Source organism: Halobellus sp. GM3, assembly GCF_052545375.1.
The window spans coordinates 192,655-218,927 of sequence record NZ_JBQWLT010000002.1 but is presented as its reverse complement, the minus strand read 5'-3'; the positions used below and the strand labels follow the sequence as shown (position 1 = coordinate 218,927).

Here is a 26,273-nt window from a genome sequence, read left to right as displayed (position 1 = left end):
TGAGCGCGGCGGTTCTGACCGCGCAACGCACCGGGGCCGGCAGCACGCACAGCGGCCGATCCTCACCCCTCGAAGCGCTCGCGCTCGGCGACGACGACCTCGAGCCCCGAGCCGAAGCGCTCGAGGAGCGACGCGCAGGCCGCGCCGAACGCCCGCATACACTGCCGTTCCGAAACGTACCCCAGTTCGTCGGCGACGACGTCCCACGGTTGCGTCTGCAGGACTTTCCGGACGAGCAGGCGCTCCTCTCGGAGGGTCAAGCGGCCGCCCTCACTACCACTCTCGTCCCCATCTCTGCCTCCGCCTTCACCGCCCCGTTCGGGCGCCTGCCTCCGCCGGCCGACGAGCGCGGCGAGCGCGAGCCGACGGAACGCGTCCGGCGCGCTCGCGTACTGGCCGGGGCCCACGGCGGCCCCGACGACGACGCGCCACTCGTGCTCTGAGAGGTCGGGACGGGGTGCGTCTCGGTCGCCCGGCGGACACGCGGCCAGCGCGCCGCGGACGACGTCGGGGTCGGCGTCCCGGAGGTGGTCGGCGAGGACGCCGCCGACGCGCTCGCGGAACCACCGCGCGTGTCGGGTGCAGAGCCGTCGACCCGCAGTCGAGAGCGGGTCGAGCATCAGCGCGGAGTACTCGCCGCTGGCGGCGTTCCGCGTCGTCGAGAGATGGACCGTCTCGTAGCCGTTGTCCGCCCAAAACGAGAGCAGGTCGGGCGTCGCGCCGTAGCCGACGCCGAGGTAGTCCGCCTCGCCGTCGAACTCCGCGCGGATCCCGTCGAGGAGTTCGGAGCCGAGCCCCCGCGAGCGCGCCGCGTGGTGCGTCGCGATCCGGACGACGCGGTACCCGACCGGCGCGCCGGCGTCCTCGTCGCGGAGTTGGCTCGTGAACACGTCGGGGAGCATGTTCCCGCGGACGCGCGCGCCCTCGTACATCTCGCGCCGGAGATCGGCGTCGAGACCCCCTTCGCGGGCGAGCAGCGCGACGCTGACGACGTGCCCGTCGTGTTCGAGCACCCGGACGCGGAGGTTCGGCGCGTCCAAGAGGCGCGCGAGGTCGTCGGGCTCGGTCCGGTAGTGCGCGAGGACGAGGAGCCCGAACACCGCCCGCAGCAGGTGTTCGTCGTCGTCGAGTTCCTCGGACGGGACCGCGCGGTACGTGACCGACGACGGCGAGGCCTCCGCGACCAGTTCGTCCACCGGCGGCCGGGCGTCGAAACACAGCGCGCGGAACGCCCACGACTCGATCGGATCGCCGGGCGCATAGCGGATCGGTTCGCGCAGCGACACGTCGGTGACGTCGTGGTCGGCCGACTCCAGCCGCTCGCGGAACCGGACCGAGAAGCCGCGTCCGGCGCCCTCGTAGCCGTGGACGGTCGTGAAGAACGCGACCCCCGGGGCGTCGAGGAACGCCGCGAGCCGTCGGACGGGAAACGCGGCCGCCTCGTCGACGAGGACGACGTCCGGATCGCCCGGGAGCGACGTCGCCTCCGCGGGAGGAACGAAGCGGACCCGCCCGCCGCCGGCGGCGCGGAGCCGATCGGTTCCGGTGTCGGCGTCCGCGGCGGCGGTACCGGGGCCGGCACGCTCCGCGTCGGTAGCGGGGGGGTGGGCATTGAGGTCGTCGAGGAGTTCTCGCGCGCGGGCGAACACGTCCGCGGCGCTCCGCCGGCTCGGCGCGGTGACGAGCACGTCGCAGCCGGCCGCCGCGAGCGACGCGCCCGCGAGCCCCGCCGCGCTCGATTTCCCCCGACCGCGGTCCGCCTCGACGACGACCGCGCGGCGGGGGCGTGTCGCTGTCCCCCCGCTCTCGGCCGGCAACAGCGCTTCGAGTGCGGAGAGCGCGCGCGACTGATCGGCCGTCAGGCAGGCGTCGTAGGCGGACCGCGGGAACCGGCGGGCGCCGTCGACCGGAACGATCGGGGCCGATCGGAGCGGCGGCGACTCCGGGGCGTCGCCCGGCCGCTCGACGGTCTCCCCGTCTACGTCGATGATCGCGACCCCGGGGTGGGACCGGAGCGTCGAGACGAGGCGTTCGCGGAAGCGGCCGCCGACGTCCTCGATTCCGTGCGGGGGGACGGCGAGCGATCGCTCGAAGGTCCCGGGACGGACGGCCCACGAGTCGAGGGGCGGCGCGAGGAGGACGAACAGGCCGCCGCCGTCGACGACGCCGACGAGGCGACCGAGCACGTTCGGCGAGAAGTCCTCGTGGGCGTCGCAGATCACGGCCGTCCGCGTCGCGCCGAGGAGGTCGCCGGCGCGTTTCGGCTTGACGCGGTCGAAGCGGAACCCCGCTTGCGCCGTGACGATCGTCGTCTCCGCGTCCGGGATGTCGGCCCCCTCGACGGCGTCGAACGCGGCGTCGATGCAGGCGCTCCGCTCGCCCGACAGCACGAGCAGGCGGCGGTGGCCCGTCCGCTGCGCCGCCGCGCGGAGGTCGGCAGCGATGGCGGCAACGTCCATAGTCGCAGGTGTTCGTCCCCGCCTAAGGCGGTTGCGCTCGGGAGATGCGGAGCGTCGCCGCGTCAAACCACGGGTCCGGAAACGGCGTGCGCAGACGTACCACGGCAGGACGCCATTGAAAGCGCTTTTATGGGATCCGAGGCTACCGAACTGTACAGCCTGCCCGGGGTTGATGATGCTCCCCGCCGTAAGGGAAACCGTACGCACCGGCGGGGCAGTCGAGCCCGCGAGCAGGAGAGGTGAACAACCAATGTCAGTCTACGTAGAATTCGACGTCCCAGCCGACCTCGCAGAGGATGCCCTCGAGGCACTCGAGGTCGCCCGAGACACAGGAACGGTAAAGAAAGGAACCAACGAGACGACCAAAGCCGTCGAGCGCGGCACCGCCGAACTCGTCTTCGTCGCCGAGGACGTCTCGCCCGAAGAGATCGTGATGCACCTGCCCGAACTCGCAGACGAGAAGGGCATCCCGTACGTCTTCATCGAGACGCAGGACGAAGTCGGCCAGGCCGCCGGCCTCGAAGTCGGCTCCGCCGCCGCCGCCATCGTCGACGCGGGCGAGTCGGACGGCGACGTCGAAGACATCGCCGGGAAGCTCGAGGAACTGCGGTAACCGACGATGAGCGCAGAAGAGACCGCCAGCGACTCGACGTCCGCGGAGGTCATCGAGATCGTTGGCAAGACAGGGATGCACGGCGAGGCCATGCAGGTCAAATGCCGCATCCGCGAGGGCTCGAACCAGGGCCGCATCATCACGCGGAACGTCCTGGGCCCCGTCCGCGAGGGCGACATCCTTCAGCTTCGCGAGACGCAGCGGGACGCCGACTCCATCGGAGGTCGATAACCAATGGTCGAAACGCGCACGTGTGATTACTCCGGCGAGGAGATCGAGCCCGGAACGGGCACGATGTTCGTCAAAAACGACGGAACGATCCTCCACTTCAAGGATTCGAAGGCCGAGAAGAACTACCGGCTCGGTCGCGAGCCCCGCGATCTGGAGTGGACGAAAGCGGGACGCGGCGCGGACGAGGAGTCCGACGAATGAGCAACGACGAGCGCACCTTCGTGATGGTCAAGCCCGACGGCGTCCAGCGCGGGCTGATCGGCGAGATCGTCTCCCGCTTCGAAGAGCGCGGACTGAAGCTCGTCGGCGGGAAGTTCATGCAGATCGATCAGGAACTGGCCCACGAGCACTACGGCGAGCACGAGGACAAGCCGTTCTTCGACGGCCTCGTCGACTTTATCACCTCCGGACCGGTCTTCGCGATGGTCTGGGAGGGCGCGGACGCGACCCGGCAGGTCCGCTCGATGGTCGGCGAGACCGACCCCGCAGAGTCAGCCCCGGGCACGATCCGCGGCGACTACGGCCTCGATCTCGGCCGCAACGTCATCCACGCCTCCGACCACGAGGACGAGGGCGCGAACGAGCGCGAGATCGGCCTCTTCTTCGACGAGGGCGAACTCCTCGATTACGAGCGGATCGACGCGCCCTGGCTGTACGAATAGACGGCCTCGGTCGACCGGTTCGCGGTCCGTTTTCGGGGGGCACTCGTCGGCCACGTTCGACCTGTGATGCGGAGCTGAGCGACTGCCGCGATCGATGCGAGATTCCCGTTCAGTCGTCGCCGGGGGCTGCGAGGTCGATTTCGCCGGCGTCGAGCTCCGCCTCGACCTCGCGGGCCGCCTGCACCAAGTTCTCGAGCTTCCGGTAGGCGACCGCGCGGGGCAGGAGCTTCACGCCGCAGTCGGGCGAGACGGTGAGTCGATCCGGCGAGACGACCTTCAGGCCCTGTCTGATGTTGCGTTTGATCTCCTCGACGGACTCGACCGCGGGGTCGTGGACGTCGACGACGCCGAGGCCGAGATCCGGCTCGAACGCGGGGTCGCCGAAGACGTCGATCTGCTCGTAGCCGCCGTTGCAGAGTTCAACGTCGAACTCGTCGATCGGGAAGTCGTTGATCGCCGGGTAGATGCGGGAGTAGTCGCCGTAACAGACGTGCAGGCAGATACGGACCGCCTCGGGGACGCCGTCGACGATGCGTTCGAGGCAGTCGCCCACGACGGCGTGGTCCTCCGGGGTCGTCGCGAGCGCGGGTTCGTCGATCTGCACGTAGCGCGCGCCGGCGTCGACGAGTCGCCGCACCTCCTCGTTGACGAGGTCCGCGAGGTCGTACGCGAGCGCCGCCTCGGTCTCGTAAGCCTCGTTGAACGACCACCGCGCGAGCGTGTACGGCCCGGTGATCGGGACCTTCACGGGCCGCGTGGCGACGCTCGACGTGAACTCGAACTCCTCGAGGAGCCACGGCTCGTCGTACTCGACTTTCGAGACGACCGACGGCTTGTCGAAGTAGTTGTGTCCCCAGACTTTCACCGGCCCGTTGAACTCGTAGCCGGGGATGCGGTGGGCGAAGTACTCGACCATCTCCTCGCGGCGCATCTCGCCGTCGACGACGGTGTCGAGCCCCGCGCGCTCGTGTTCGTGGGTGATCACGCGGGCGGCGTCGTCGTGGGCTTCCCGGAGGTCGGCGTCGTCGACGGCCGACTCGGGGTCCTCCGAGAGGTCGCGCATCCGGTTCAGCCACGCCGGCTTCGGATAGCTCCCGACGACGGTCGTCAGGAGGAAGTGCTCGGCGTCGTGGCCCGGTGGGCGGAACTGCTCGCGGTTCGAGGCGTCTCGGACCATCAGGCGGCCACCTCCTCCTCGTGGTCGGCGGCCGCCCCGAGCGCGGCGAGCTTCTCCCGGTATCTGTTCACGGGCAGATAGAACAGCTCCGTGTTGGTGCTCAGATACGCGGTCTCGAAGTCGGTCTGTGGGACCCGCTCTGTGAACCACGCCGCGCGCTCGCGGAGCGTCTCCGGCGATTCGACGAGCGTGTTCTGCCCGTCCGCCAGCCCGAGCGCGACGTCGTCGGTGACGCCGTACTCGCTGGCGTTGTAGACCGTCTGCTCGCGGTCGTCGGCGACGATGTCGAATCCGAGCGCCGAGACGTCGGCGTCCATCAGGTACGCGTACGTCTTCTCGTCGAGCGCCCCGAAGTACGTGTGCACGACCACGTCGGCGTCCGTCGCGTCCGCGACGGCGTCGATGGCTTCCGGGACGGCGTCGGCGACGTCGTCGGTCGGCGGCGACTCGACGAGCGAGGGCTCGAGGAGAAACAGCGTCTCGTGGGCCGGGAACGACTCGACCTCGCGGCCGAGAAACGACGCGATTGCCGAGAGGAACTCCCGCTCGTCGCCGTAGTGTTCGTCGGTCGCGAGGTCCGAAAGGGAGTAGGGTCCGGGAAGCACCGCCTGCAGCGCGTCGGTGTCAGCACCGCCGTCTGCCTCGTCGGCGTGTTCACTGCCGTCGGTCGCGTCGGCGTCGCCACCGTTGTCGAGCAGCTCTGCCGCCCGCGCCAACTCGTTGGGCACGTCGCCGGAGGGCGTCAGCTCACCCACCACGCGCGGGTCGCGATAGAAGTTGTTGTTGTCGTAGTACCGGACGATACCGCCGGTCTCGACGTTTTCGTGGACCGCGAGCGGATGCACGAGCATATCGTCCCAGCGAAGCTGTCCCTCGACGATCCGGTCGAGACCGGCCTCGCGCTGGTCGGTGACGGCCCCCGACCGCGCCTCGTCGTACGCGGCGCGTAGTTCATCGGACCCGATCCCGGAGATCAGATCGGCCTTCCCGTGGCCTTTGAGGTCCGAGAGCTCCGACTTCGCCCGATCCGAGAGTGGAAAGAGGCCGGGCGTCGTCGCGACGTATTCGGTCATCGACAGACGGTATGTAATGCCGAGGCTTAATATTTGCCAAAGATTGATATGCGTTATAGTTATTCCCTGTCCGGCGCCGCGCCGTCGCGCGTCAGCGCCAGCACCGAGAGCGTCTCGAACGGATACGACTCCTCGACGACGACCTCGTGAGCGAAGCCGCGGGCCGCGGCGTACTCGACGACGCCGTCGTACCCGGTGAGCGAACTCACGAGCAGCAGCACGACGCCGCCGGGGGCGAGGACGCGGCCCACCGAATCGAGGAACGGATCGATCAGTTCCCGCCCCGACTCGCCGCCCGAGAGCGCCCGCTCCATCCAGTCGTCCCACTCGTTGTCCGGATCGGTCGGCAGGTAGGGCGGATTGAACGCCACCGTATCGAACGCGTCGTCGACGAAGGGGTCGAGGAGGTCTGCGCGCACGACGTCGAACGCGGGGGATTCGGGCGCATCGACGCCGCCGTCGCCGCTGTCGACAGCACTTTCGAGCGCGCGCCGGCGGGCCTCTCGACAGGCGTGCGGGCTCAGATCGCTCGCGACGACCGCCGTCACGGCTCCGGCGTCTTCGACCGCGCGCCGGGCGACCCAGCCGGATCCGGTGCCGACCTCCAGCAACCGTCCGCGACCGCGCTCGACGACGGCGGCGGCGAGCAGTCCCGAGTCCTCTGCGGGCTGGTACACGTTCGTCTCGACGCCCCGTCGGTCCGCCAGGTCGCGTTTCGTCTCGTCAGTCACGATCCGTCCCCACCGCCGTTCCTGCTCCCGCGGCTCAACCGCTCCTCGTCGGTCATTCCATCGCCTGCTCTGCCGTCGTCCGACCCCCCTTCGATCGCCCGCGCTTCGTCCGCCGGACTACCGGCCGTACCGTCGTCGACGGCTGTCTCGGCGCCCCGTCCCTCGCCAGCGAGGACGAATCCGCCCGCCTCCTGTCGTCCGGTCAGCTCGCGCTGCGGGAACGGGATCTTGACCCCCTCGTCCTCGAGGGCACCCTTGACCGCGCCGATGACGGCCGTCTGCGAGCGCCACTTGCGGCGCGCGCTGGGGTTGTCGATCCAGTACCGGACGCCGAGGACGACCGCCGAGTCGTCGAGCCGCTTGAGGACGACCTGCGGGGTCGGAACGCTCATCGGAACCTCCAGCCTCGAAACGGCTTTCTTCGCCACGTCGGCGGCGCGTTCCGGGTCGCTCCCGTAGTCGACGCCGACCTCGACCTCGATGCGGAGGCGACCCTTTCGGCTCCGGTTGACTAGGCTCTCCGAGGAGACGACGTCGTTCGGGACCATCACGTACTCGCCGTCGAACGTCTGGACCCGCGTGTTGACGATCGTGATGTCGGTGACGATCCCCTCGTACTCGCCGACCTGTATCCAGTCGCCGATCTCGAACGGCCGCGAGAACATCAACACGAAGCCGGCGATGAGCGCGCCGAGCGTCTGTCTGGCGGCCATACCGACGACGATGCCGAGGAACCCGGCCCCGACGAGGATGCCGCCGATGTTCACCCGCCACAGCGAGAGGATGATCAAGAGCGCGAGGAGATACAGCGTGACCTGTCCGAGTCGGAACGCGATCTCGCTCTCGTGCTCGCCGATCGACGAGCGAGTCTCCGTGAGCTCTTCGACGAGCTGGCGGATCAGCCCGGTCATCGTGTACGCGCCGATCAGGAACAAAATCGAGACGCCGAATCGGACGACGGACTCCGGTCCGTAGTGATCGCCGAACACGGCGAATAGCTCGTCTGAGAGCCCCCACACGCCGACGATTACGACCCCCGCCGACGCGGCGACGGCCATCGTTCCGAGGGTGATGAGAAGGTGCCACCCGGTCGAGGGAAGCCGTTCCGGGGCGGCCGCGTGGAGCCGGTCCGTCCGGGCCAAAAGCGCCATCACGGCGATACCGATGGCGAACGTCACCGCCACCCGCCCGGGGAGCGACGGGACGAGGTCGGGCAGCGCCGCCAGCGTGCCGCCGACTTCGCCGCCGGGCACCGGTGTCGGCGTCGTCTGCAGGAGGGACGAAACGGACACGTCAACCACCTCAGCGCCCGTGTTCGTCCGCGATCGAGGCCAGTTCGGCGAACTGTGCGGGCGCGAGTGATCCGGCCCGTGCACCCAGCAGATCCTCGTCGACGGCCGCGACGGCGTCGACGACCGCCTCGGGCTCTGCGAGCCCGGAGATGTGGGCCGTGTTGCGGATGCCGTTTCTGATCGTCTTGCGCCGCTGGGTGAAGAGCGCCTTCACGAAGTCGAAGAAGAACGCCTCGTCGTCGACCTCGTAGGTCGGCGCTCGCGGCGTCAGCCGAACGATTGCGCTCTCAACGGCCGGGGCGGGGTCGAACGCCTCCGGCGGGACGATCTCGACGACTTCGACGTCGGCGTAATGCTGGGCGCTGACCGACAGGCGGCCGTACGCGTCGGTGCCGGCGTCGGCCGCCATCCGCTCGCCGAACTCGCGCTGGAACATCAACACGAGCGGCCGCCGCTTCGGGAGCAGACGAAACGCGATCGCAGAGGAGATCCCGTAGGGGAGATTCGAGACGCACGCGGTGAACTCGGGGAGGTCGACCTCGAGCGCGTCGCCCTCGACGATCCGCACCCGATCGGCCTCGATCTCGCCGGCGAACTCTTGTCGGAGGAACGCCGCGAGCGAGGCGTCGCGTTCGACGACGGTCACCCGATCGGCGACGCGGAGCAGTCGGTCTGTGAGCGCCCCCGTTCCACCGCCGATCTCGAGGATGTGGCTCGCGTCCGCGTCCGCCGGCAGGTACGTCGGGATCCGATCCAGCACCCGGTCGTCGACGAGGAAGTGCTGATCGCGATCGGGGTCGCCGCGGACGCCCGCCCGACGGCGCAGCTCGTCGGGGTCACGGGCGTCGACTCCCCCATCGGTACCTCGGCGCTCGCCCGCGGATCCGGCGTCGCGTAGATCGGACGCGGCGTCGGGCGTCGAATCAGTCATCGCAGGGGGGTTGCGGCCGGGCGAGTGTAAACGTCCCGACTCTCGACGCCCGCCCAACGCGGCAGCGCAACGTCGGGCCGACCGACCCCTACGCGTCCCGTCCGACGAACGTCTTGTACTTCAGGTCGTCGTCGCGCAGCTCCTCGAGGATCCGCTCGACGAGGACCTCCCTCGGCCGGTGGAGCCCGGAGACGCGCTCTTCGAGGTCCTCGAAGCTCTCGAAGGGGCCGCGCTTGCGCTGATCGAGGACGTTGTTTCGGAGCTTCTTCCCGATGCCGGGCAGGAGGTTCAGCTGGTGGAGCCGCAGCGTGATCGGCTGGGCGTCGTTGTAGAAGTCGACGAAGCGCCGTTCGTCCGCGTCGATGATCGCCTCGATGGCGTACTCCAGTTCCGCGCTCGCCGTGTTCGAGAGGTCGTCGTACATCACCTGCTTGAACCCCTCCACCGCGTCGCGGGCCTCCGTCGGCCCGATCACGACCCGGTCGCCGATCGAGACGTCCGCGTCGTCGGTCAGCGTCAGCTCGAAGAGCCGGAAGTCGCGCTCGCCGAGCGCGTAGGCGAGCGGCGATTTCCGGTGTCGCGGACGGTCGTCGTCGGCGCGCCCGTGCGGCAGATGATCGAGGAGGACCGCATAGCGGATCTCGTCTGCGTCCACCGCGTCCTCCGCGGGCGCGTCAGCGGTGTCGCCGGACTCCGATCCGGTCCCGTCATCGGCGTCCCCGCTCTCGGTCGTAGTCATATAGATGACGTACGCCTACAGCCTATTTAAAAAATTGGCTGACGACACCGGTGTCGGATCGGCCGCGGCCGCGGTCGGGGTTGTATCGTAGCGTTTGCAAGTCAGTGCACACTCGAGCGCGAGACCGCGTTCGATCTAATGAGCGAACAGTTGCAAACGCTACGATAACAGGCGGCCGTTCCGTCGGTGCCCCATAGTACCGTGGACAGTGAGAGCGATCCGCGAACCGAGCATAAATTGAATCTTTTCTCAATTGGATTTCTCGGGGTCGACACCAATACTTGTTTTCACGCCGGATATCTGATAACCGCTCTCTCTTTACAAGATCTGGACTGAGATTCCGAAACCATTAATTGAACATCTCTTCAAGTGGAAGCCGATGGCACAAGCGACAGACCGGCTCCGGCGATACCTCGATGACGAACTCGAATCGTGTCGCAGCGAGGACGTCGAGGAGCGGCTGGACGAACTCGGCACGCTCGAAGCGGCCCTCGGTACCGCACAGGTGAACGCCGAGCTCGACGTCCTCTCGGCGCTCGCCAACGAGACGCGCTACACGCTCGTTCGCGTGCTCGTGGCCGCGCGCGAGGAACTCTGCGTCTGCGAGTTGCACGCGGTCGTCGACGTGAGCGAGAGCGGGCTGAGTCACGCGCTCTCGGCGCTCGTCGACGCGGGGCTCGTCGACGGGCGGAAGGACGGCCGCTGGAAGAAGTACCGGGCGACGAACCGCGCGGTGGCGATCGTGACGGTCCTCGAGGGGAGCGTGAGCGTCGGTGAGTAACCTCGAACACGAACACGGCCCGAACTGTGGGTGTCCCGACTGCGGGGACCCCCGGTCGATGGCCGTCCTCGATAAGTACCTGACCGTCTGGATCTTCGGCGCGATGGCGATCGGCGTCGGCCTCGGCTTCGTCGCGCCGTCGATCACGGAGCCGATTCGGCGCTTCCACCTCGTCGAGATCGGGCTCATTCTGATGATGTACCCGCCGCTGGCGAAGGTCAACTACGGCCAGCTTCCGACGGTGTTCCGGAACGTCAAGGTCCTCGGGCTGAGCCTCGTCCAGAACTGGCTCATCGGGCCGACCGTGATGTTCGCGCTGGCGGTGTTCTTCTTCAGCGGCCTCGTGCCGGGGCTGCCGGCGCGGCCCGAGTTCTTCCTCGGACTCGTGTTCATCGGGATGGCCCGCTGTATCGCGATGGTGCTCGTCTGGAACGAACTCGCCGAGGGCTCCGCGGAGTACGCGGCCGGGCTCGTCGCGTTCAACAGCGTGTTCCAGATCCTCACCTACGGCGTGTACATCTGGTTCTTCGCGCTGTTCCTCCCGCCGCTTCTCGGGATGGAGTCGCTCGCCGCCGACATTTCGGCGTTCGATATCACGCCGATGCAGGTCTTCGAGGCGATCGCTATCTTCCTCGGGATCCCCTTCGCGGCCGGGATCGTCTCTCGGTACGCCGGCACGCGGACGAGGGGCGTCGAGTGGTACGACGAGACGTTCGTGCCGACGATCAGCCCGCTGACGCTGCTCGCGCTGTTGTTCACCGTGGTGGTGATGTTCGCGATGCAGGGCGAGCGGATCGTCGGCCAGCCGACCGACGTCCTGCTCATCGCCGTCCCGCTGACGATCTACTTCGTGATTATGTTCTTCGTGAGCTTCGGGATGGGCCGCGGTATCGGCGCCGACTACTCGACGACGACGGCGATCGGCTTCACCGCCGCCTCGAACAACTTCGAGTTGGCCATCGCCGTCGCGGTCGCGGTCTTCGGCGTCGGCTCGGGCGTCGCCTTCGCGACCGTCGTCGGGCCGCTGATCGAGGTGCCAGTGCTTCTCGCCCTGGTCAACGTGGCGCTGTACTTCCAGCGGCGCTACGACTGGACCGGCTACACGACCGGTCGCCTCGAAAAATCGTCGACCGACACCACGGTGGAGGACTGATCGGCGATGGCGAGTGAATCCGACGGGACGACCGTCGCGTTCGTCTGCGTGCAGAACGCCGGGCGCTCTCAGATGGCCGCCGCCTTCGCCCGGCGGGAGGTGCGAGAGCGCGGCCTCGACTCCGAGATCGAGCTCGTGACCGGCGGGACTCGGCCCGCAGACCACGTTCACGAGGAAGTCGTCGAGGCGATGCGCGACGTCGGTATCGAGATCGGCGAGCGGACACCGCGGGCGGTGACGTTCGAGGAGCTCAGCGGGAGCGACTACGTCGTCACGATGGGGTGCTCCGCCGAGGACGTCTGCCCGGCGGGCTGGGGCGGCGAGAACCGCGATTGGGGGCTCGACGATCCGGACGGGAAATCACCGGAAGAAGTCGCCGCGATACGCGAGGAAATCGGCGCGCGAGTGGATGACCTCTTCGACGAACTCGAATCGAGCCGCTGATCGGTCCGGACGCGTGCTCCAAAACGGGCGGACGCGCGCCGTTCAGACGTATTTCGCGACGACGTTGAGCACGTCGTCGAGTTCGTCGCCGTCGAGGGCGTAGCGCTCCTGTGCGTACACCGCGCGGAGTTCGTCGCGGCTCTGCGGGAGGAGATCAGCGATCTTGATCGCCGTCGCGGCGTCGACCTTCTCCAGTTCGAGGAGCTCGACGACGAGGTCGCGGGACTCCTCGGGGTCGAGGTGAGCGAACCGGTTCACGTGCTCGATCGCGCGCGCCAGCTCGTATCGGAGCTCGCGCTCCTCGTCGGCGGCGCGTTCGGCTTCGACGTCCTCGAGGAGCGCTTTGACCTCCGAGACGGTCAGATACTCCTCGGAAACCTTCTCTTTGAATATCGTCATCGGGTGCGGATGTTACGCCTGTGCGCGCAGGTGGGCGGGGCGAGCGATGAGCGTCTTCTCTTTGCCGCCGTCGACGATGCGGACCTTGAACGCGCGGCCCTGTTTGCCGACGACCTCGCCGGTGTGCCCGTTGAATCGGGGGTGGAAGCGCCCCTCGCGGACGCTCGGGTCGATGCTCAGGTGGACTTTCTGTCCCTCGTCGTACTCCTGGATGGCGCGCTGCGGCGGGGACGTCCCGCGGTCGCGCGGTTTGTTCGAGAGCTTCTTTCGCGTCCCGTGAAGTGGACCGTTGGAACTCGGCATAGTCGTTGGAGGCAGTACTTCCGACGTGGTTATAAAACGCACGTTCCCGACTCGCGAGCGCGGCCCTGTGTGGCCCCTGATCTGCGACCGCGTCCGCGCGCGTGCCGGACGGTCTCGACAACATCTAAAACCGGGGCAGCCGTACACGCGTGTATGGCACAACAGCACGCATCCGGCAGGAAGCTTCCGAGCGACGTCGACGGCGCGCTCGACGGCGCGAGCGAGCCGTCCACGCATGACGATTCCAGTTCCCGCCTCGAGCAGTTCGGGGCCGGCGTCTCCGCGAGCATCCTCCTCGGGGCCGTCGTCGGGGTCGCGGCGATGGCGGCGCTCGACGCCGGCGCGGTACCGCTGCTCGTGGCGGTGGGAATCGGGTTCATCCTCTCGCCGGTCATCGGCGTGTTGGTCCTGCAGCGGGGCGACTGATCGACCGACTAGCACGGTGAAGCGGCCGGCACAGCTATCGCCGTCGCGCTCTCTTCACACGTCCGATAAAATGGTGTCAGCGCAGCCGATCGAGGCCGACCGATTCCTCAGATCCGGCCGACGTTCTCGACGGCGACGCTCTCGACGCCCTCGACGCCGTTGAAGGACTCTTCGACGGCTTCGGTGCCGCCGGCGTCGTCGGGGACGATGACGGTCGGCAGCAGCGCGACGAGGCCGAACGCGACGTCGTCGCGCTCGAAGCCGTTGATCTTCGCGCCCTCGGGGAGGGACTGTTCGAGCCGCTCCTGCAGTTCGTCGAGGTCGATTTCGGGGCTGTTCGGCATCACCTTGATCTTGGCAGCTACTTTTCCCATCGTTCAGGGTCCCATAAATCCGCAGTCGGGGCACTCATAGAGGTTGCTCTGCTTGCGGCACTTCGCACAGCGCGAGATCTCGGTGCCGCAGTCCGGACAGTCGAACGTCGCCGCGCTCATGCCGGAGATGTTGATGCCGCAGGACACGCACTGTCGGGCGTGCCGCTGTTCGGACTGGCTCATACACTACAGGACCCGGCCGCGACTTTTAACGGTTGTCTTTCCCGCCGCCCGGTGGGGGACGCGCGGCTTTCGGTCCGCTGTCGCCGCCGGTACGCGTACTGCTTACCAGCCCAGCGCGATCGGTCCGAAGAGCACGCCCATCAGATGGACGCGGCGGGCGCCGACCCGGGGCGGTAGGAGACCGACGAGCGCCCCGAGGCAGAACACGGCCCCGCCCAGCGGTCCCGCGAAGCCGACCGCGAGCGCGAGAAGGAGCCCGAACACGGCGACGACGAGCGGACGGCGGGGGAGTCGCCGGACGAGGCGGAGGTACCGGTCGCCGACCGTGACCAGAAGCGCGATTCCGGCCCCCGCCGCGAGGACGATGACGAGCACCATCGCGACCAGTCCCATCGGTGGGTCCGCGGGGGCGCTCGCGGCGCCGCTTCCGCCCCCGCCCGCGGCCAGTTCCGAAAGCGCGACCGTGACCCCGCTGCGCGGCGCGCCGAGGACGGCCAGCGACGCCACGGCGAACACCGCCGTCGCCGTGTCGGCCCCGCTGGTCGCGACGACGTACGCGCGGTCGGACCCACGGCCCGCCGGGCCGCTTCCGCCGGCGCCGCCGAGGGCGAGGACCGCCGCGACGCCCGCGGAGACGCCCGGGAGATACCCGACGAGCGCGCCCCCGCCGACACCGGCCAGCGCGGCGCGCGCGGCCTCGACCGGCGACAGGCCGAGGCGCGTGCCGTCCTGCGGTGGGATCTCCCCCCGCGCGTCGAGGGCGTCGAGCAGCACCGGCGCGCCGAACAGGCCGCCGAAAAGCGGCGCGAGCATCGAGGCCGCGCCCTCGGCCGACAGCGGTCCCGCCGCCGGCAGATCGAGCGTTAGAAAGCCGAGCGCCGTCGCCGCGCCGAGACAGAGCAGCCCGCCCACGCGAGCGCGCCGAGTCGGCTCCGCCAGCACGAGCAGCGCGGCGACCAGACCGAGGAGTACCGGGAGCCCGGCGAGCAACCACGCGCGACCGGCGGCGACGACCCGGGACAGCGGGAGCGCGACGGCGACGGCGGCGGCGAGCGCCACTCCGCTCCCGATCGCGGACAGGCGAATCGCCTCCCGACCGCGTCCGGCCAGTACCAATCGGTGACCGGGAAGCGCCCCGGGCGCGGTCGCCGCGTCGGGAACGCCGAGGACGAGCCCCGGGACGATCGAGAGGAACGTGTGGACGACGCCGGCCGCGAGGACCGCCGCGCCGACGGCGACCGGCGGTCCGTCGACCGACGGCGCGACCCCGACGAGGAGGAACGCGACGCTGTTGACGTGGAGCCCCGGAATCAGCCCCGTGACCGTCCCGAGACAGACACCGAGGCACGCGTACGCGAGGGTCTCCGTTGGCGTCGCCATCGCGACGGAGTGGCCCCGCGATCCTATTTGAACGTTCGCGCCGACGACGCGTGTACGTGCCTCTCGGGGGCGCGGGCGCCTCTCCCGAAAGCGCGGCCGTCACCCGGTGCGGATCTCGAAGCGCGCGCCACCAGTCGTCCCCTCGGTCGCACGGATCTCCCAATCGTGGGCGTCGACGACCTCCGAGACGATCGCCAACCCGAACCCGGTTCCGTCCGAAGCGGTCGTGTAGCCCGCCTCGAACACCTGCTCGCGCGCGGCCTCCGGGATCCCCGGTCCGTCGTCCTCGATGTAGAACCCCGCGCCGTCGGTCAGCGCGCCAACGGTGATCGAGACGCCGTCACCGCCGTGTTCGATCGCGTTCCGAAAGAGGTTCTCGAACAGCTGTTGCAGCCGCTCGGGGTCCGCGGAGACGACTTGGTCGGCGTCGTCTTCGACCGAGAGCGAGGCCCCGTTCGCGGGGATCATCTCCCAGGATCTCGCCGCGACCGCGCCGACCTCGACGCGCTCGGTCTCGTCGATCGAGACGCCCTCTCTGGCGAGCGTCAGGATCTCCTCGATCAGCTGTTCCATCCGATCGTGCGCTCGAACGGCCGGCTCGAGGTGTTCTGTGTTCCCGTCCTCTAAGGCGAGTTCGGTCCGGCCCTTCGCGACTTGGAGGGGATTCCGGAGGTCGTGTGAGACGATGCTCGCGAACTGCTCGAGCTTCTCGTTTTTCGTTTCGAGCTCCTGTCGGTACTGCTCGCGGTAGGTCACGTCGGTCAGCACCACTGACCGCCCGGTGCGGGCGCCGTCGGTTGTGAACGGGTTCGAGGAGACGTTGTAGTACCGCGTCGTCTCGTCCACCTGCACCTCCAGAATCTGGTCGGGGTCCTCGAGCGCCGACGCGAGGTCGGGGAGGACCGCAGAGAGCGGTTCGTCCACGGCATCGGAGAGGCCCGGAAACAGCCCCTCAGCCCGGGAGTTGAAGTCTCTGATCTGCCCCGCGTCGTCGAGGACGACGATCGGATCGCTCGTCTCGCCGGTCACGCGAACGAACTGGAAGCGATCGAAGTACACCGTGAAAACGCCGATCGCGAACGCCGCGACCCCGATCGGCGAGTACGTGAGGTTCAAGATGGCCGGATGGACAGCGCCGAACACGTCGAAGAGCACCGGAAGCCCGGTGAGCCCCAAGAGCACGAACAGCGGTCGCGTATCGGAGTTCACTCGGTCGAACAGCTCGAAGAGCATGAAGAAGCCCACGAACGCGAGCGCGTACGCGAGCCCCATCACGACCCAGTGCAACGGCTGGTGGTCGATCCGCAGGTACGCGAACGGCGCGTCGACCCGCTCGGCGACGAAGTACCACTGATGCAGCGGGTTCGAGACCTTCACCGCGACGATGGTGAGAAAGACGCCGATAGCGACCCACTGGACGGTCCTGTCCCGGTGAATCGATCGCCCGGTGTAGGCCGCACAGAAGTAGAGCCAGGGGCCGATCGAAGACAGCCCGATGACGAGTCCGACGACGTAGAAGGCGTACTTGAGGCCCACGGTCGGAACAGTTAGATACCCGACGTGTGCGATGCCCCAACCGCCGCTCGTGAGGAGGAGCCAGTAGAGACCGCGGCGGGTGTCGTCGTGTTGGATCTGTCGCGTCCGTCGCAACATCCCGAGACAGACCACGGCGACCGCGAGAAAGGCGAAGACGTACACACCGTACGGGGCGTAGGGAGATGAGATGGACAACATTCCGAGTGAATTGTGCTCACATCGGTGGGTGGCGTTATCAACCCACCGGACGCACACCTCGGGCGGCGACGGTACCGTCGGCGTCGAGAAGGGGGTGTCGATCGAGTGAACGGAACCGATCCGTTCGCTGCGGGGTGCCTCCCACGCGCTGTCGGGGGCGTTGTCCGCCGGCAGCCGCTGCGGGATCTGTTGGTGACGCCGCGAGCGGGCGGTCAACCCCGGTTCGCGGCGATACCGACATCGCCGGGACGGGAGAACCGGCAGACGTCGGTGGCGTGGACCGCAGCCGGCTGCGGGATCCGAGCACCGGTGGGGCACTCGGACGCCGGCGCGCGGTCGCATCCGCGACGCCACGCGGCGCGGCGCAGCGTCGCATCCGTTCGTTGCGTTCGGACCCACTTCAACCGGGGCGACCCTCAACCCGAATTCGGTTCGTTGTGCGGGGGCAAATCCGGCTGAATTCGGATAAACCGTCGATGGGATATCCGGGCATCGAACCTCGAGAACTCCGTATGAAACTACTACACGATTGATCAGGAATAGTTCGGCGGCGTGCGTGCGACTTCCCCGCCCGACGGTTTTTCTACGGTGCCGCTCCACCCCTCTCTATGACGACGATCAAAGACAGCGTCCACGACCACATCGAGGTCGAGGGCGTCGCGGCGGCCCTCCTCGACACCGAGTCGATGCAGCGGCTCCGCCACATCAAGCAGCTGGGCACCGTACAGCTGGTCTATCCCTCGGCGAACCACACGCGCTTCGAGCACTCGCTGGGCGTCTATCACCTCGCCGACCGCGCGCTCTCCCACCTCGGTATCGAGGGCGTCCGGGCCGAGCGGCTCCGCGCGGCGGCGCTCCTGCACGACGTCGGCCACGGGCCCTACAGTCACAACGTCGAGCGGGTCACGCACCGCCACACCGGCAAGTACCACGACGACGTGCACGAACTGCTCGCCGACGGCGAGGTCGGCGACGCGTTGCGGGCCCACGACCTCGAACCCGCCCGCGTCGCCGACCTCGTCGCTGGGAAGGGAACGTACGGACAGCTGATCTCCGGGGAACTGGACGTCGACCGGATGGACTACCTCGTCCGCGACGCCCACCACACCGGCGTCCCCTACGGGACCATCGACCACGAGCGGCTGATCCGCGAACTCACGTTCGTCGACGGAGAGCTCGTCCTCGCGGAGGGAAACGTCCAGACCGCCGAGTCGCTGCTGCTCGCGCGCGCGTTGATGAACCCCACCGTCTACCAGCACCACGTCGCCAGGATCTCGAAAGCGATGCTTCGACGGGGCGCCGAACGGCTGCTCGACCGGACGCGGATCACGCCGACGCAGCTCCGCCGGATGGACGATCACGACCTGCTTGTCGCGCTCCGAACGACGCCCGAAACGGAGTCGATCGGCCACCGGCTCCGAACGCGCGAACTCTACAAACGGGCCGTGTGGGCCGAACTGGACGCCGTTCCCGAGCGCGTCCTCGACGCCGACTACGACGACGTCTGCGACCTCGAAGCGGCGGTCGCAGACCGGGCGGGGCTGCCCGCCGAGCAGGTCGTCGTCGACGTGCCGCCGCGGCCGTCGATGACCGAGTCGACCTCGCGGGTGATGGTCAGCGGCGAGATGCGTCGGCTCGGCAAGCAGTCGCCGCTCGTCTCGGCGCTGCGGACCGCCCAGAAGCACCAGTGGCGACTCGGCGTTTACGTCCCCGAGGGAGAGACGGACGCCGTCGGGAGAGCGGCGGTCGAGACCCTCGGGCTCGACATCGAGGGGCCACCGGTCTCAGACGTGCGTCCGGGCGTCCCAGCGACGCTCGACGAGTTCACCGGTCCCGGTCCGTGAGCGGTCGGCGTCGCGCCGCGGCGGCACCGAGGCCGCCGCCGCGCTCCGGGAGTTTCAAGCCGCTGCGTCGGCGAGACCCTCGCAATGATCGTCGAGGGAACGGTGCTTCGAGGTCCGGAACTCGACCCCATCCGGGGGCGGGTCGTCGTCGAGGACGGAGCGATCGCGGCCGTCGAGGAGGCGGACGTGTACTCCGATGATATCGTCGTCCCGGCGTTCGTGAACGCGCACACGCACCTCGGCGACTCGATCGCGAAGGAGGCCGGCGCGGGGCTCTCGCTCGACGAACTCGTCGCGCCGCCGGACGGGCTGAAGCACCGGCTGCTCCGACAGGCGAGTCGCGAGGAGACGGTCGCGGCGATGCGTCGCACGCTGCGGCTGATGGGCGAGACCGGAACCGCGGCGTGCATCGAGTTCCGCGAGGGCGGCGTCGAGGGCGTCGAGTACATGCGCGAGGCGGTCGCCGACCTGCCGATCGAGCCGGTGATCCTCGGCAGAGAGACGGAGGCGGCGATGCACGCGTCGGCGGGGTTCGGCGCGTCGGGCGCGCGCGACGGCGACTTCGGCCGCCTGCGGAACGCGACCCGCGACGCCGGAAAGCTGTTCGGCATCCACGCGGGCGAGCGCGACCCCCACGACATCAACCCCGCCTTGGACCTCGACCCCGATTTCCTCGTCCACATGGTCCACCCGGAGCCGCTCCACTACGAACGGCTTGCTGACCACGATATCCCCGTCGTCGTCTGCCCGCGCTCGAACCTCGTCACGGGCGTCGGCGTCCCGCCGATCCGCGAACTGGCCGAGCGGACGACGGTCGCGCTCGGCACCGACAACGCGATGCTGAACTCCCCGTCGATGTTCCGCGAGATGGAGTTCGCCGCCAAACTCGCCGACGTCCCCGCGAGCGAGGCCCTCAAGATGGCGACGGTCAACGGCGCGGAGATCGCGGGCCTGAACTGCGGCGTCGTCGAGCCGGGGCGGGACGCGAGGCTGCTCGTCCTCGACGGCGACTCCGACAACCTCGCGGGCGCGCGGGACGTCGTCCGCGCGGTCGTCCGGCGGGCGGGCGCCGCAGACGTCAAGAACGTCGTGCTCTAGTGTCAGCACCGTTCAGAAACCGTGGTAGCCACTCCGTTACAGACCCCCCGCGTCGGGCGTATCCATCTCGCGGCTGACCTGCGGTTCGATATAAATCCTACTACCTGCCAGTCGTTCACACAGACGAACCGCAAGACAGCGTCGACCCCCGAAACGCCACATCCTGCCCGTGTCTAGTAACCTTTAACCGATTTAGACCAGTAGTTGGCGCCAAGATGGCGAGCAACAAGATCCTCGGTATCGACCTCGGCACCACGAACAGTGCGTTCGCGGTGATGGAAGGGGGCGACCCGGAGATCATCGTGAACTCCGAGGGCGACCGCACCACGCCCTCCGTGGTGGCGTTCACCGACGACGAGGAGCGACTCGTGGGCAAGCCCGCGAAGAACCAAGCGATCCAGAACCCAGATCGGACGATCCAGTCCATCAAGCGACACATCGGGGAGGACGACTACTCCGTCGAGGTCGGCGACGAGGAGTACACCCCCGAACAGATCTCGGCGATGATCCTGCAGAAGATCAAACGCGACGCCGAGGAGTACCTCGGCGACGAGGTCGAGAAGGCGGTCATCACGGTCCCGGCGTACTTCAACGACCGTCAGCGGCAGGCGACGAAGGACGCCGGCGAGATCGCCGGCTTCGAGGTCGAGCGCATCGTCAACGAACCGACCGCCGCGTCGATGGCCTACGGCCTCGACGACGACTCCGATCAGACGATTCTCGTCTACGACCTCGGCGGCGGGACGTTCGACGTGAGCGTCCTCGACCTCGGCGGCGGCGTCTACGAGGTCATCGCCACGAACGGCGACAACGACCTCGGCGGCGACGACTGGGACGAGGCCATCATCGACTGGCTGGCCGAGCAGTTCCAGAACAACCACGGGATCGACCTCCGCGATGACCGGCAGGCGCTCCAGCGGCTGAAGGACGCCGCCGAGGAGGCGAAGATCGAACTCAGCAGCCGAAAGGAGACGACGATCAATCTGCCGTTCATCACCGCGACCGACTCCGGTCCGGTTCATCTCGAAGAGACGCTCTCGCGCGCGAAGTTCGAGTCGCTGACCGAGGACCTGATCGAGCGCACCGTCGGCCCGACCGAGCAGGCGCTCGAAGACGCCGGATACGGCACCGGCGACATCGACGAGGTCATCCTCGTCGGCGGCTCCACGCGGATGCCGCAGGTCCACGACCGGGTCGAGGACATGCTCGGCACCGAGCCGAAGAAGAACGTCAACCCCGACGAGGCTGTCGCGCTCGGCGCGGCGATCCAGGGCGGCGTCCTCGGGGGCGAGGTCGACGACATCGTCCTGCTCGACGTGACGCCGCTGAGCCTCGGGATCGAGGTGAAAGGCGGTCTCTTCGAGCGCCTCATCGAGAAGAACACGACGATCCCGACCGAGGAGTCGAAGATCTTCACGACGGCCGCGGACAACCAGACGTCCGTGAACGTCCGGGTCTTCCAGGGCGAACGCGAGATCGCCGCGGAGAACGAGCTGCTCGGCGAGTTCCAGCTGACGGGCATCCCGCCGGCTCCCGCCGGGACGCCGCAGATCGAGGTGTCGTTCAACATCGACGAGAACGGCATCGTGAACGTCGAGGCCGAGGACAAAGGCTCCGGGAACGCCGAGTCGATCACCATCGAGGGCGGCGCCGGCCTCTCCGACGAGCAGATCGAACAGATGCAGGAGGAAGCCGAAGAGCACGCCGAAGAGGACGAGCGACGCCGCGAGCGCATCGAGGCCAGAAACGAGGCCGAAAGTACCGTTCAGCGCGCTGAAACCCTGCTCGAGGAGAACGAGGAGAACGTCGACGACGACCTCCGCGAGTCTATCGAGGAGAAGATCGGGGACGTCGAGGAGACCCTCGAAGACGACGACGCGACCAAGGAGGACCTCGAGGAGGCCACCGAGGCGCTGACGACCGAACTGCAGGAGATCGGCAAGCAGATGTATCAGGCACAGCAGGCCGCCGGCGCGGGCGGTGCCGGCGCTGCGGGTGCCGGCCCGGGCGGAGCGGGTGCTGGCCCCGGCGCTGGCGCCGGTCCCGGCGGAATGGGAGATATGGGCGGTGCGGCGGGTAACGGCGACGAGTACGTCGACGCCGACTTCGAGGACGTTCAGGAGGACAACGAGGGCGAGGGCGGCGACGAGCAGTAACGCTCGCCAGTCCGACGCGGCCGCGACGTTTTTCCGGATTCCATTGACTGCGTAGGGTCACTTTTATGTGACAAAGATAGTGTATACCGACTGTCGTATGACGAAGGCACTCAAGTCATCCGGCTTTCTCGGATTAGCCGTGATGATGGCGGTCGGGTTGCATCAGTTCACGATCGTCGCCGGCGGCGATCCCGTACCGGCGTGGATGATCGGCGGGCACGCCCATCTGGGCGTGCTCTCGATTCTCGCGGTCGTGATGGGGTTCGCCGTCCCGGCCCTCGGCGTCACCGGACAGTTACGGACGGTGGTGTCCGTGCTCTTCATCGCCGGTCAGTGGGGGATCCCCGGTATCGTCTGGCTGGGCGAAGGGTTCGGACTGCTGTTTCTCATGCCGACGGGGTTCCTCTGGGGGATCTGTCTGATCGTCTCGATGCTCGTTATGTTCTACGTGACGGTCACCGGCGACGGAGGCGTCGGCAGCGGCGGCCCCGTGTCGACGGCGCCCGGCGACGACTGACGCGCGTCTGACGCCGAAGAAACACTTTTTGGCACCCCGATCCGAGCGGGCACTATGCCGATCAGCGACGACGAGTGGGACTCGGGCAAGCAGTGGGACGACATCGAGCGCGCGGTGGCGGAGTTCCTCGACGCCGTCGAGCCGCGGGCGTACGCCGTCCCCGAGTTACACGACCTTCTCGCCGACGGCGGGACGGTGACCGCGCCGGAAACCGACACGTGGTGCGACGAGGAGGACGACGAACCCGAACGAATCGATGTCGCTCCGATGGACGTGACAGCGCGCGAGGTCCACACGGCGGTGCTGGATCTCCGCGATGCCGACTACCTCTCCTCGAAGCGGATCGAGACCGACGACGGTGTCGTCACGTACTACCGCAGATCCGACTCCTTCTTGGGCTGAGGAGCGTGGCGCGCCGACTCCCCCAAAAGTACACACGTACTTGCATATCTACCCCCGCTATCTCCGTCGAAGGTAGCATATGGACGGGTTTTTAGCCCCGGGCGTCCGTATCGACTCGTATGCCTGACGGGCGGGACCCATCGACCCCCACACCCGGACGCGGGACGACGCACCCGACACAGACGAACCCCTCCGCGACGGACTCGACGTCGGCGCGCGCGACGCCGACCGAGGCGGATCGCTCCGGCCCGACGGAGAAGTGTGGCGTCGTCGGCGTCGCGCTCGAGGACCGGGCGGCCGCCCGCCCGCTGTATTACTCGCTGTATGCGCTCCAGCACCGCGGGCAGGAGTCGGCGGGGATCGTCACACACGACGGGTTCCAGCAGCACAGCCACGTCGAGATGGGCCTCGTCGGCGACGCGTTCGGCGAGGCCGACCTCGACTCGCTGGCGGGGGACACGGGAATCGGTCACGTTCGGTATCCGACGGCCGGAAGCGTCAACGCCTCCTGTGCGCAGCCGTTCTCGGTCTCGTTTAAGTCCGGCTCGCTCGGCCTCTCGCACAACGGCAACCTCGTCAACGCCGATGAGATCCGCGACGAACTGGCGGAACTCGGCCACGCGTTCACCTCCGACGGCGACACGGAGGTCATCGCCCACGACCTCGCTCGCAATCTCCTCGAGGCGGACCTCGTCCGGGCGGTCAAGCGCACGATGGACCGCATCCACGGCTCCTACGCGCTCACGATCATGCACGACGAGACCGTGCTCGCGGTCCGCGACCCGCAGGGGAACCGGCCGCTCTGCATCGGCGAACTCGAAGACGGCTACGTCGTCGCCTCGGAGTCGGCCGCGATCGACACGCTCGACGGCGAGCTCGTGCGCGACGTTCGGCCGGGAGAGCTCGTCGTCCTCGAAGCCGACGGCTCGGGGTTCGACTCCTATCAGCTCGTCGAACGCGACGACACGGCGCACTGTTTCTTCGAGCACGTGTACTTCGCCCGCCCGGACTCCGTCGTCGATGGGACGCTCGTCTACGAGGCGCGGCGGAACCTCGGCCGGAAGCTCTGGGCGGAGTCGGGCGTCAAAACCGACGTGGTGATGCCCGTTCCCGACTCCGGCCGGGCGTTCGCGTCGGGCTACGCCGAGGCGGCCAACGAGACGACCGCCGCCGGCGAGGAGCGCGCCGCCGCCGACGAGCCGATCGAGTTCGCCGAGGGACTGATGAAGAACCGCTACGTCGGCCGCACGTTCATCATGCCCACGCAGGACGAGCGCGAGCGCGCCGTTCGGCTCAAGCTCAACCCGATCAAGAACACGATCGAGGGCCGATCGGTCACCATCATCGACGACAGCATCGTCCGGGGAACGACGTCTCGACAGCTCGTCTCGCTGCTCCGGGACGCCGGCGCGTCGGAGGTTCACGTCCGCATCGGCGCACCGCCGATCGTCGCGCCCTGTTATATGGGGATCGATATGGCCTCCCGCGAGGAGCTCATCGCCGCGGACCGCTCTATCGGGGAGATACGCGAGGAGATCGGCGCCGACAGCCTCGGCTATCTCTCCATCGACGCCGTCGCCGACGTGCTCGACGCCGCGCGGCTCGATCTCTGTCTCGGGTGCGTGACCGGTGAGTACCCCTACGACATCGACGGTGAGGCGACCGACCGAGACGTTCAGCGACCGGTCATCGGCGATAGCGATCCCGCTCCCGCCGACGACTGATTCGGCGCTCGTCGCCGCTGAGAGGGCGCAGCCCCAGTGTTTTTCCCTCGATGATCGAGGGCTCCCAATGCGGAACCAGCTCAGCTTAGAGACAGAACATAAACGGATTCACGAGCGCGACCCGGTCGCCGTCGAGGAGTTTCGTATCGAAGCCGTCGAGAGTCTCGTTGAACCGCCCGTTGACGAGGATGCGCGCGTACGCTCTCGTCTGCTCGCCGTCGGGGTTCTTCCGGAGGCTCCCGGGAACGTCGTCGGCGTCGATCGGGGCCCACCCGCGGGTCGCGGACTCTTCGGCCGTCTCCGCGATCACGAGGTCGCGCACGTCGTACTCCGCGAAGAACGCCTCGACGAACTCCCGCAGCGTGTCGCCCTCGAACGTGTAGGAGAGCCGCGGCGTGCCGAGCGCGTCGCGGACGTGCCCCGTCGCGCGGACGTCGACGGTCGTCTCCGCGGTCTGCCGGGCGCTCTGAGACTGAGCCATACTGTTAGTCGGGTGAGGAGGCGTTTGTCAGTGTGGCCGAATATGTTCGGCTCTCGGCTCGCTCTCGGCGACTACGGTCGCGTACCGCGGGGGCGTATTGTCGCCATCAGTAGACGAGATACAATAGCGCGTAGACGACGTTGCCGAGGACGAACGAGAGCAGCCACAGCGACGCCGCGACCCGGCCGACACGTCCGTGTGGCGTCTGGGATATCGCCGTCACCGGGCGCGTGAGTGCGAAGAGCAGCGCGTAGAACAACAGCGGAATGCAGACGACGGCGAGGACGATGTGTACCGTCAGCGTGGGCAGGTACACGAGGCTGTAGACCGCTTCGGGACCGGGGAACTCCGTGGGGCCCCGCAGAACGATCCGGTAGAGATACAGCACGAGGAAGGCGGCGAACAGTCCGAGCGAGAGGAGCATCATCGCGCGGTGACGCCCGACGTCCCCCCGACGGATGGAGCGGACACCGAGGAGGATCGTCGCGATCGCGACCGTGCTGATCGCGGCGTTGACGTGGGGAATCGCGTTCACGACGGACGCGGGAGCGCGCGGCAGCGCGGCGGCCGGAACGACTCCGAGGACGGCGCTGAACACCGCGGCGAGCGCGACAGCCGAGAGCGCTGCGGCGAGTTCGGGCACGTGGTTCCGAGCGCGGTGTCCCATAGCGAATGACAGGACGGCTCGGTGAAAACGGTGCTGGCTCGGCGGCGCTTCGCCGCCGAAAGGAAACTCATTTAAATTACCCCGGACAACCACTGACTGGGTATACGACACCGCGAGCGTGGGTAGCCAAGCCAGGCCAACGGCGCAGCGTTGAGGGCGCTGTCCCATAGGGGTCCGCCGGTTCAAATCCGGTCCCACGCATCGCACAGCGGCGAACCCGCCAACCCGATGCGGGTGCTCCTCCCTTCGGGGACACAGCATCCACGCACAATCCTTTCGAAGCGCTACCGTAACTCCGT

The 26,273-nt window shown here is 68.2% G+C and carries 29 protein-coding genes and 1 tRNA gene; 15 read left to right on the top strand and 15 right to left on the bottom strand.

The genetic code is table 11. The features are described from left to right. Positions 1-62: 62 nt before the first annotated feature. Positions 63-2,459: a tRNA(Met) cytidine acetyltransferase TmcA gene (gene tmcA, locus ACT3HL_RS03860; protein WP_445085493.1), complete on the bottom strand. Its 2,397-nt coding sequence runs from the start codon at positions 2,457-2,459 to the stop codon at positions 63-65. A 250-nt stretch (positions 2,460-2,709) separates the two neighbouring features. Here tmcA and rpl7ae point away from each other — a divergent pair, with 250 nt between their 5' ends. The 4 genes from rpl7ae to ndk are packed head-to-tail and all read left to right on the top strand — an operon-like array spanning position 2,710 to position 3,965. After that, the gene (gene rpl7ae / locus ACT3HL_RS03855) at positions 2,710-3,072 is read left to right on the top strand and encodes a 50S ribosomal protein L7Ae (protein WP_445085492.1); all 363 of its coding nucleotides are present in this window, start codon (positions 2,710-2,712) and stop codon (positions 3,070-3,072) included. A gap of 6 nt (positions 3,073-3,078) precedes the next feature. Beyond that, a complete protein-coding gene (locus ACT3HL_RS03850) occupies positions 3,079-3,303 on the top strand; it encodes a 30S ribosomal protein S28e (protein WP_049986948.1) in 225 nt (74 codons plus the stop codon). 3 nt (positions 3,304-3,306) lie between these two features. Beyond that, positions 3,307-3,504, top strand: coding sequence for a 50S ribosomal protein L24e (locus ACT3HL_RS03845; protein WP_445085491.1), 198 nt, complete (start codon positions 3,307-3,309; stop codon positions 3,502-3,504). Continuing rightward, a complete protein-coding gene (gene ndk / locus ACT3HL_RS03840; protein WP_445085490.1) occupies positions 3,501-3,965 on the top strand; it encodes a nucleoside-diphosphate kinase in 465 nt (154 codons plus the stop codon). Before ACT3HL_RS03845 ends, ndk begins: the two co-directional genes overlap by 4 nt. 109 nt (positions 3,966-4,074) lie before the next feature. Here the strand turns inward: ndk and ACT3HL_RS03835 are convergent, their stop codons facing one another. The 6 genes from ACT3HL_RS03835 to ACT3HL_RS03810 all read right to left on the bottom strand — a co-directional run bounded on the left by ACT3HL_RS03835 (position 4,075) and on the right by ACT3HL_RS03810 (position 9,908). Continuing rightward, positions 4,075-5,142, bottom strand: coding sequence for a methionine synthase (locus ACT3HL_RS03835; protein WP_445085489.1), 1,068 nt, complete (start codon positions 5,140-5,142; stop codon positions 4,075-4,077). Further along, positions 5,142-6,215, bottom strand: coding sequence for a 5-methyltetrahydropteroyltriglutamate--homocysteine methyltransferase (locus ACT3HL_RS03830; RefSeq protein ID WP_445085488.1), 1,074 nt, complete (start codon positions 6,213-6,215; stop codon positions 5,142-5,144). The genes ACT3HL_RS03835 and ACT3HL_RS03830 overlap by 1 nt, the downstream gene beginning before the upstream one ends. A gap of 59 nt (positions 6,216-6,274) precedes the next feature. Further along, the gene (locus tag ACT3HL_RS03825) at positions 6,275-6,946 is read right to left on the bottom strand and encodes a HemK2/MTQ2 family protein methyltransferase (protein WP_445085487.1); all 672 of its coding nucleotides are present in this window, start codon (positions 6,944-6,946) and stop codon (positions 6,275-6,277) included. Further along, positions 6,943-8,238 (bottom strand): mechanosensitive ion channel domain-containing protein, encoded by a 1,296-nt coding sequence (locus ACT3HL_RS03820; protein WP_445085486.1) that lies wholly within the window; start codon positions 8,236-8,238, stop codon positions 6,943-6,945. The genes ACT3HL_RS03825 and ACT3HL_RS03820 overlap by 4 nt, the downstream gene beginning before the upstream one ends. A 10-nt stretch (positions 8,239-8,248) precedes the next feature. After that, complete coding sequence (locus ACT3HL_RS03815; RefSeq protein WP_445085485.1) at positions 8,249-9,169, bottom strand: 16S ribosomal RNA methyltransferase A; 921 nt, start codon at positions 9,167-9,169, stop codon at positions 8,249-8,251. Between the two features lie 88 nt (positions 9,170-9,257). Further along, positions 9,258-9,908, bottom strand: coding sequence for a DUF655 domain-containing protein (locus tag ACT3HL_RS03810; protein ID WP_445085484.1), 651 nt, complete (start codon positions 9,906-9,908; stop codon positions 9,258-9,260). Positions 9,909-10,287: 379 nt separating this feature from the next. On the opposite strand from ACT3HL_RS03810, the gene ACT3HL_RS03805 reads away from it, so the two are divergent. The 3 genes from ACT3HL_RS03805 to ACT3HL_RS03795 are packed head-to-tail and all read left to right on the top strand — an operon-like array spanning position 10,288 to position 12,286. Further along, complete coding sequence (locus ACT3HL_RS03805; protein ID WP_445085483.1) at positions 10,288-10,689, top strand: metalloregulator ArsR/SmtB family transcription factor; 402 nt, start codon at positions 10,288-10,290, stop codon at positions 10,687-10,689. Further along, on the top strand, positions 10,682-11,842 hold the full coding sequence (gene arsB, locus ACT3HL_RS03800) for an ACR3 family arsenite efflux transporter (RefSeq protein WP_445085482.1): 1,161 nt from the start codon (positions 10,682-10,684) through the stop codon (positions 11,840-11,842). The genes ACT3HL_RS03805 and arsB overlap by 8 nt, the downstream gene beginning before the upstream one ends. A 6-nt stretch (positions 11,843-11,848) precedes the next feature. After that, positions 11,849-12,286: an arsenate reductase/protein-tyrosine-phosphatase family protein gene (locus tag ACT3HL_RS03795; RefSeq protein ID WP_445085481.1), complete on the top strand. Its 438-nt coding sequence runs from the start codon at positions 11,849-11,851 to the stop codon at positions 12,284-12,286. Between the two features lie 42 nt (positions 12,287-12,328). On the opposite strand, the gene ACT3HL_RS03790 is transcribed toward ACT3HL_RS03795, so the two are convergent. Further along, positions 12,329-12,685, bottom strand: a complete 357-nt coding sequence (locus ACT3HL_RS03790; RefSeq protein ID WP_445085480.1) for an RNA polymerase Rpb4 family protein — start codon at positions 12,683-12,685, stop codon at positions 12,329-12,331. 12 nt (positions 12,686-12,697) lie between these two features. Further along, a complete protein-coding gene (locus tag ACT3HL_RS03785; RefSeq protein ID WP_445085479.1) occupies positions 12,698-12,988 on the bottom strand; it encodes a 50S ribosomal protein L21e in 291 nt (96 codons plus the stop codon). Positions 12,989-13,141: 153 nt separating this feature from the next. Between ACT3HL_RS03785 and ACT3HL_RS03780 the strand changes: the two genes are divergently transcribed. After that, the gene (locus ACT3HL_RS03780; protein WP_445085478.1) at positions 13,142-13,414 is read left to right on the top strand and encodes a hypothetical protein; all 273 of its coding nucleotides are present in this window, start codon (positions 13,142-13,144) and stop codon (positions 13,412-13,414) included. Positions 13,415-13,521: 107 nt separating this feature from the next. Here ACT3HL_RS03780 and ACT3HL_RS03775 read toward each other — a convergent pair whose 3' ends face one another. The 4 genes from ACT3HL_RS03775 to ACT3HL_RS03760 form a co-directional block, all read right to left on the bottom strand. Then, positions 13,522-13,788, bottom strand: a complete 267-nt coding sequence (locus tag ACT3HL_RS03775) for an elongation factor 1-beta (RefSeq protein WP_445085477.1) — start codon at positions 13,786-13,788, stop codon at positions 13,522-13,524. A 3-nt stretch (positions 13,789-13,791) separates the two neighbouring features. Continuing rightward, positions 13,792-13,971, bottom strand: a complete 180-nt coding sequence (locus ACT3HL_RS03770) for an HVO_2753 family zinc finger protein (protein WP_445085476.1) — start codon at positions 13,969-13,971, stop codon at positions 13,792-13,794. 102 nt (positions 13,972-14,073) lie between these two features. After that, positions 14,074-15,351, bottom strand: a complete 1,278-nt coding sequence (locus ACT3HL_RS03765) for a tripartite tricarboxylate transporter permease (protein WP_445085475.1) — start codon at positions 15,349-15,351, stop codon at positions 14,074-14,076. A 99-nt stretch (positions 15,352-15,450) separates the two neighbouring features. Then, the gene (locus ACT3HL_RS03760; protein WP_445085474.1) at positions 15,451-17,049 is read right to left on the bottom strand and encodes an ATP-binding protein; all 1,599 of its coding nucleotides are present in this window, start codon (positions 17,047-17,049) and stop codon (positions 15,451-15,453) included. A gap of 644 nt (positions 17,050-17,693) precedes the next feature. On the opposite strand from ACT3HL_RS03760, the gene ACT3HL_RS03755 reads away from it, so the two are divergent. The 6 genes from ACT3HL_RS03755 (at position 17,694) to purF (ending at position 24,826) form a co-directional block, all read left to right on the top strand. After that, on the top strand, positions 17,694-18,929 hold the full coding sequence (locus ACT3HL_RS03755) for an HD domain-containing protein (protein ID WP_445085473.1): 1,236 nt from the start codon (positions 17,694-17,696) through the stop codon (positions 18,927-18,929). Between the two features lie 84 nt (positions 18,930-19,013). Further along, entirely contained in the window at positions 19,014-20,027 is a 1,014-nt protein-coding gene (locus ACT3HL_RS03750; protein ID WP_445085472.1) for an amidohydrolase family protein, read from the top strand. Between the two features lie 215 nt (positions 20,028-20,242). Beyond that, positions 20,243-22,183, top strand: coding sequence for a molecular chaperone DnaK (gene dnaK / locus ACT3HL_RS03745; RefSeq protein WP_445085471.1), 1,941 nt, complete (start codon positions 20,243-20,245; stop codon positions 22,181-22,183). A gap of 97 nt (positions 22,184-22,280) precedes the next feature. Then, on the top strand, positions 22,281-22,700 hold the full coding sequence (locus ACT3HL_RS03740; protein ID WP_445085470.1) for a hypothetical protein: 420 nt from the start codon (positions 22,281-22,283) through the stop codon (positions 22,698-22,700). A 54-nt stretch (positions 22,701-22,754) separates the two neighbouring features. Next, complete coding sequence (locus ACT3HL_RS03735; protein WP_445085469.1) at positions 22,755-23,102, top strand: hypothetical protein; 348 nt, start codon at positions 22,755-22,757, stop codon at positions 23,100-23,102. A 119-nt stretch (positions 23,103-23,221) separates the two neighbouring features. Continuing rightward, positions 23,222-24,826: an amidophosphoribosyltransferase gene (purF, locus tag ACT3HL_RS03730; protein ID WP_445085468.1), complete on the top strand. Its 1,605-nt coding sequence runs from the start codon at positions 23,222-23,224 to the stop codon at positions 24,824-24,826. Between the two features lie 85 nt (positions 24,827-24,911). Here the strand turns inward: purF and ACT3HL_RS03725 are convergent, their stop codons facing one another. Both ACT3HL_RS03725 and ACT3HL_RS03720 read right to left on the bottom strand, forming a co-directional pair. Continuing rightward, positions 24,912-25,307: a pterin cluster protein gene (locus ACT3HL_RS03725; RefSeq protein ID WP_445085467.1), complete on the bottom strand. Its 396-nt coding sequence runs from the start codon at positions 25,305-25,307 to the stop codon at positions 24,912-24,914. A gap of 106 nt (positions 25,308-25,413) precedes the next feature. Next, complete coding sequence (locus tag ACT3HL_RS03720) at positions 25,414-25,974, bottom strand: DUF420 domain-containing protein (RefSeq protein WP_445085466.1); 561 nt, start codon at positions 25,972-25,974, stop codon at positions 25,414-25,416. Positions 25,975-26,090: 116 nt separating this feature from the next. Here ACT3HL_RS03720 and ACT3HL_RS03715 point away from each other — a divergent pair. After that, positions 26,091-26,175 (top strand) — tRNA-Leu (locus ACT3HL_RS03715). Positions 26,176-26,273: the final 98 nt, after the last annotated feature.

What these genes read in the sequence shown, in the direction of transcription:
- tmcA (WP_445085493.1), bottom strand. Translation starts at nt 2,459, where the DNA reads ATGGACGTTGCCGCCATCGCTGCCGACCTCCGCGCGGCGGCGCAGCGG.
- rpl7ae (WP_445085492.1), top strand. Translation starts at nt 2,710, where the DNA reads ATGTCAGTCTACGTAGAATTCGACGTCCCAGCCGACCTCGCAGAGGAT.
- ACT3HL_RS03850 (WP_049986948.1), top strand. Translation starts at nt 3,079, where the DNA reads ATGAGCGCAGAAGAGACCGCCAGCGACTCGACGTCCGCGGAGGTCATC.
- ACT3HL_RS03845 (WP_445085491.1), top strand. Translation starts at nt 3,307, where the DNA reads ATGGTCGAAACGCGCACGTGTGATTACTCCGGCGAGGAGATCGAGCCC.
- ndk (WP_445085490.1), top strand. Translation starts at nt 3,501, where the DNA reads ATGAGCAACGACGAGCGCACCTTCGTGATGGTCAAGCCCGACGGCGTC.
- ACT3HL_RS03835 (WP_445085489.1), bottom strand. Translation starts at nt 5,142, where the DNA reads ATGGTCCGAGACGCCTCGAACCGCGAGCAGTTCCGCCCACCGGGCCAC.
- ACT3HL_RS03830 (WP_445085488.1), bottom strand. Translation starts at nt 6,215, where the DNA reads ATGACCGAATACGTCGCGACGACGCCCGGCCTCTTTCCACTCTCGGAT.
- ACT3HL_RS03815 (WP_445085485.1), bottom strand. Translation starts at nt 9,169, where the DNA reads ATGACTGATTCGACGCCCGACGCCGCGTCCGATCTACGCGACGCCGGA.
- ACT3HL_RS03810 (WP_445085484.1), bottom strand. Translation starts at nt 9,908, where the DNA reads ATGACTACGACCGAGAGCGGGGACGCCGATGACGGGACCGGATCGGAG.
- ACT3HL_RS03805 (WP_445085483.1), top strand. Translation starts at nt 10,288, where the DNA reads ATGGCACAAGCGACAGACCGGCTCCGGCGATACCTCGATGACGAACTC.
- ACT3HL_RS03795 (WP_445085481.1), top strand. Translation starts at nt 11,849, where the DNA reads ATGGCGAGTGAATCCGACGGGACGACCGTCGCGTTCGTCTGCGTGCAG.
- ACT3HL_RS03790 (WP_445085480.1), bottom strand. Translation starts at nt 12,685, where the DNA reads ATGACGATATTCAAAGAGAAGGTTTCCGAGGAGTATCTGACCGTCTCG.
- ACT3HL_RS03785 (WP_445085479.1), bottom strand. Translation starts at nt 12,988, where the DNA reads ATGCCGAGTTCCAACGGTCCACTTCACGGGACGCGAAAGAAGCTCTCG.
- ACT3HL_RS03780 (WP_445085478.1), top strand. Translation starts at nt 13,142, where the DNA reads ATGGCACAACAGCACGCATCCGGCAGGAAGCTTCCGAGCGACGTCGAC.
- ACT3HL_RS03775 (WP_445085477.1), bottom strand. Translation starts at nt 13,788, where the DNA reads ATGGGAAAAGTAGCTGCCAAGATCAAGGTGATGCCGAACAGCCCCGAA.
- ACT3HL_RS03770 (WP_445085476.1), bottom strand. Translation starts at nt 13,971, where the DNA reads ATGAGCCAGTCCGAACAGCGGCACGCCCGACAGTGCGTGTCCTGCGGC.
- ACT3HL_RS03765 (WP_445085475.1), bottom strand. Translation starts at nt 15,351, where the DNA reads ATGGCGACGCCAACGGAGACCCTCGCGTACGCGTGCCTCGGTGTCTGT.
- ACT3HL_RS03755 (WP_445085473.1), top strand. Translation starts at nt 17,694, where the DNA reads ATGACGACGATCAAAGACAGCGTCCACGACCACATCGAGGTCGAGGGC.
- ACT3HL_RS03750 (WP_445085472.1), top strand. Translation starts at nt 19,014, where the DNA reads ATGATCGTCGAGGGAACGGTGCTTCGAGGTCCGGAACTCGACCCCATC.
- dnaK (WP_445085471.1), top strand. Translation starts at nt 20,243, where the DNA reads ATGGCGAGCAACAAGATCCTCGGTATCGACCTCGGCACCACGAACAGT.
- ACT3HL_RS03740 (WP_445085470.1), top strand. Translation starts at nt 22,281, where the DNA reads ATGACGAAGGCACTCAAGTCATCCGGCTTTCTCGGATTAGCCGTGATG.
- ACT3HL_RS03735 (WP_445085469.1), top strand. Translation starts at nt 22,755, where the DNA reads ATGCCGATCAGCGACGACGAGTGGGACTCGGGCAAGCAGTGGGACGAC.
- purF (WP_445085468.1), top strand. Translation starts at nt 23,222, where the DNA reads ATGCCTGACGGGCGGGACCCATCGACCCCCACACCCGGACGCGGGACG.
- ACT3HL_RS03725 (WP_445085467.1), bottom strand. Translation starts at nt 25,307, where the DNA reads ATGGCTCAGTCTCAGAGCGCCCGGCAGACCGCGGAGACGACCGTCGAC.
- ACT3HL_RS03720 (WP_445085466.1), bottom strand. Translation starts at nt 25,974, where the DNA reads ATGGGACACCGCGCTCGGAACCACGTGCCCGAACTCGCCGCAGCGCTC.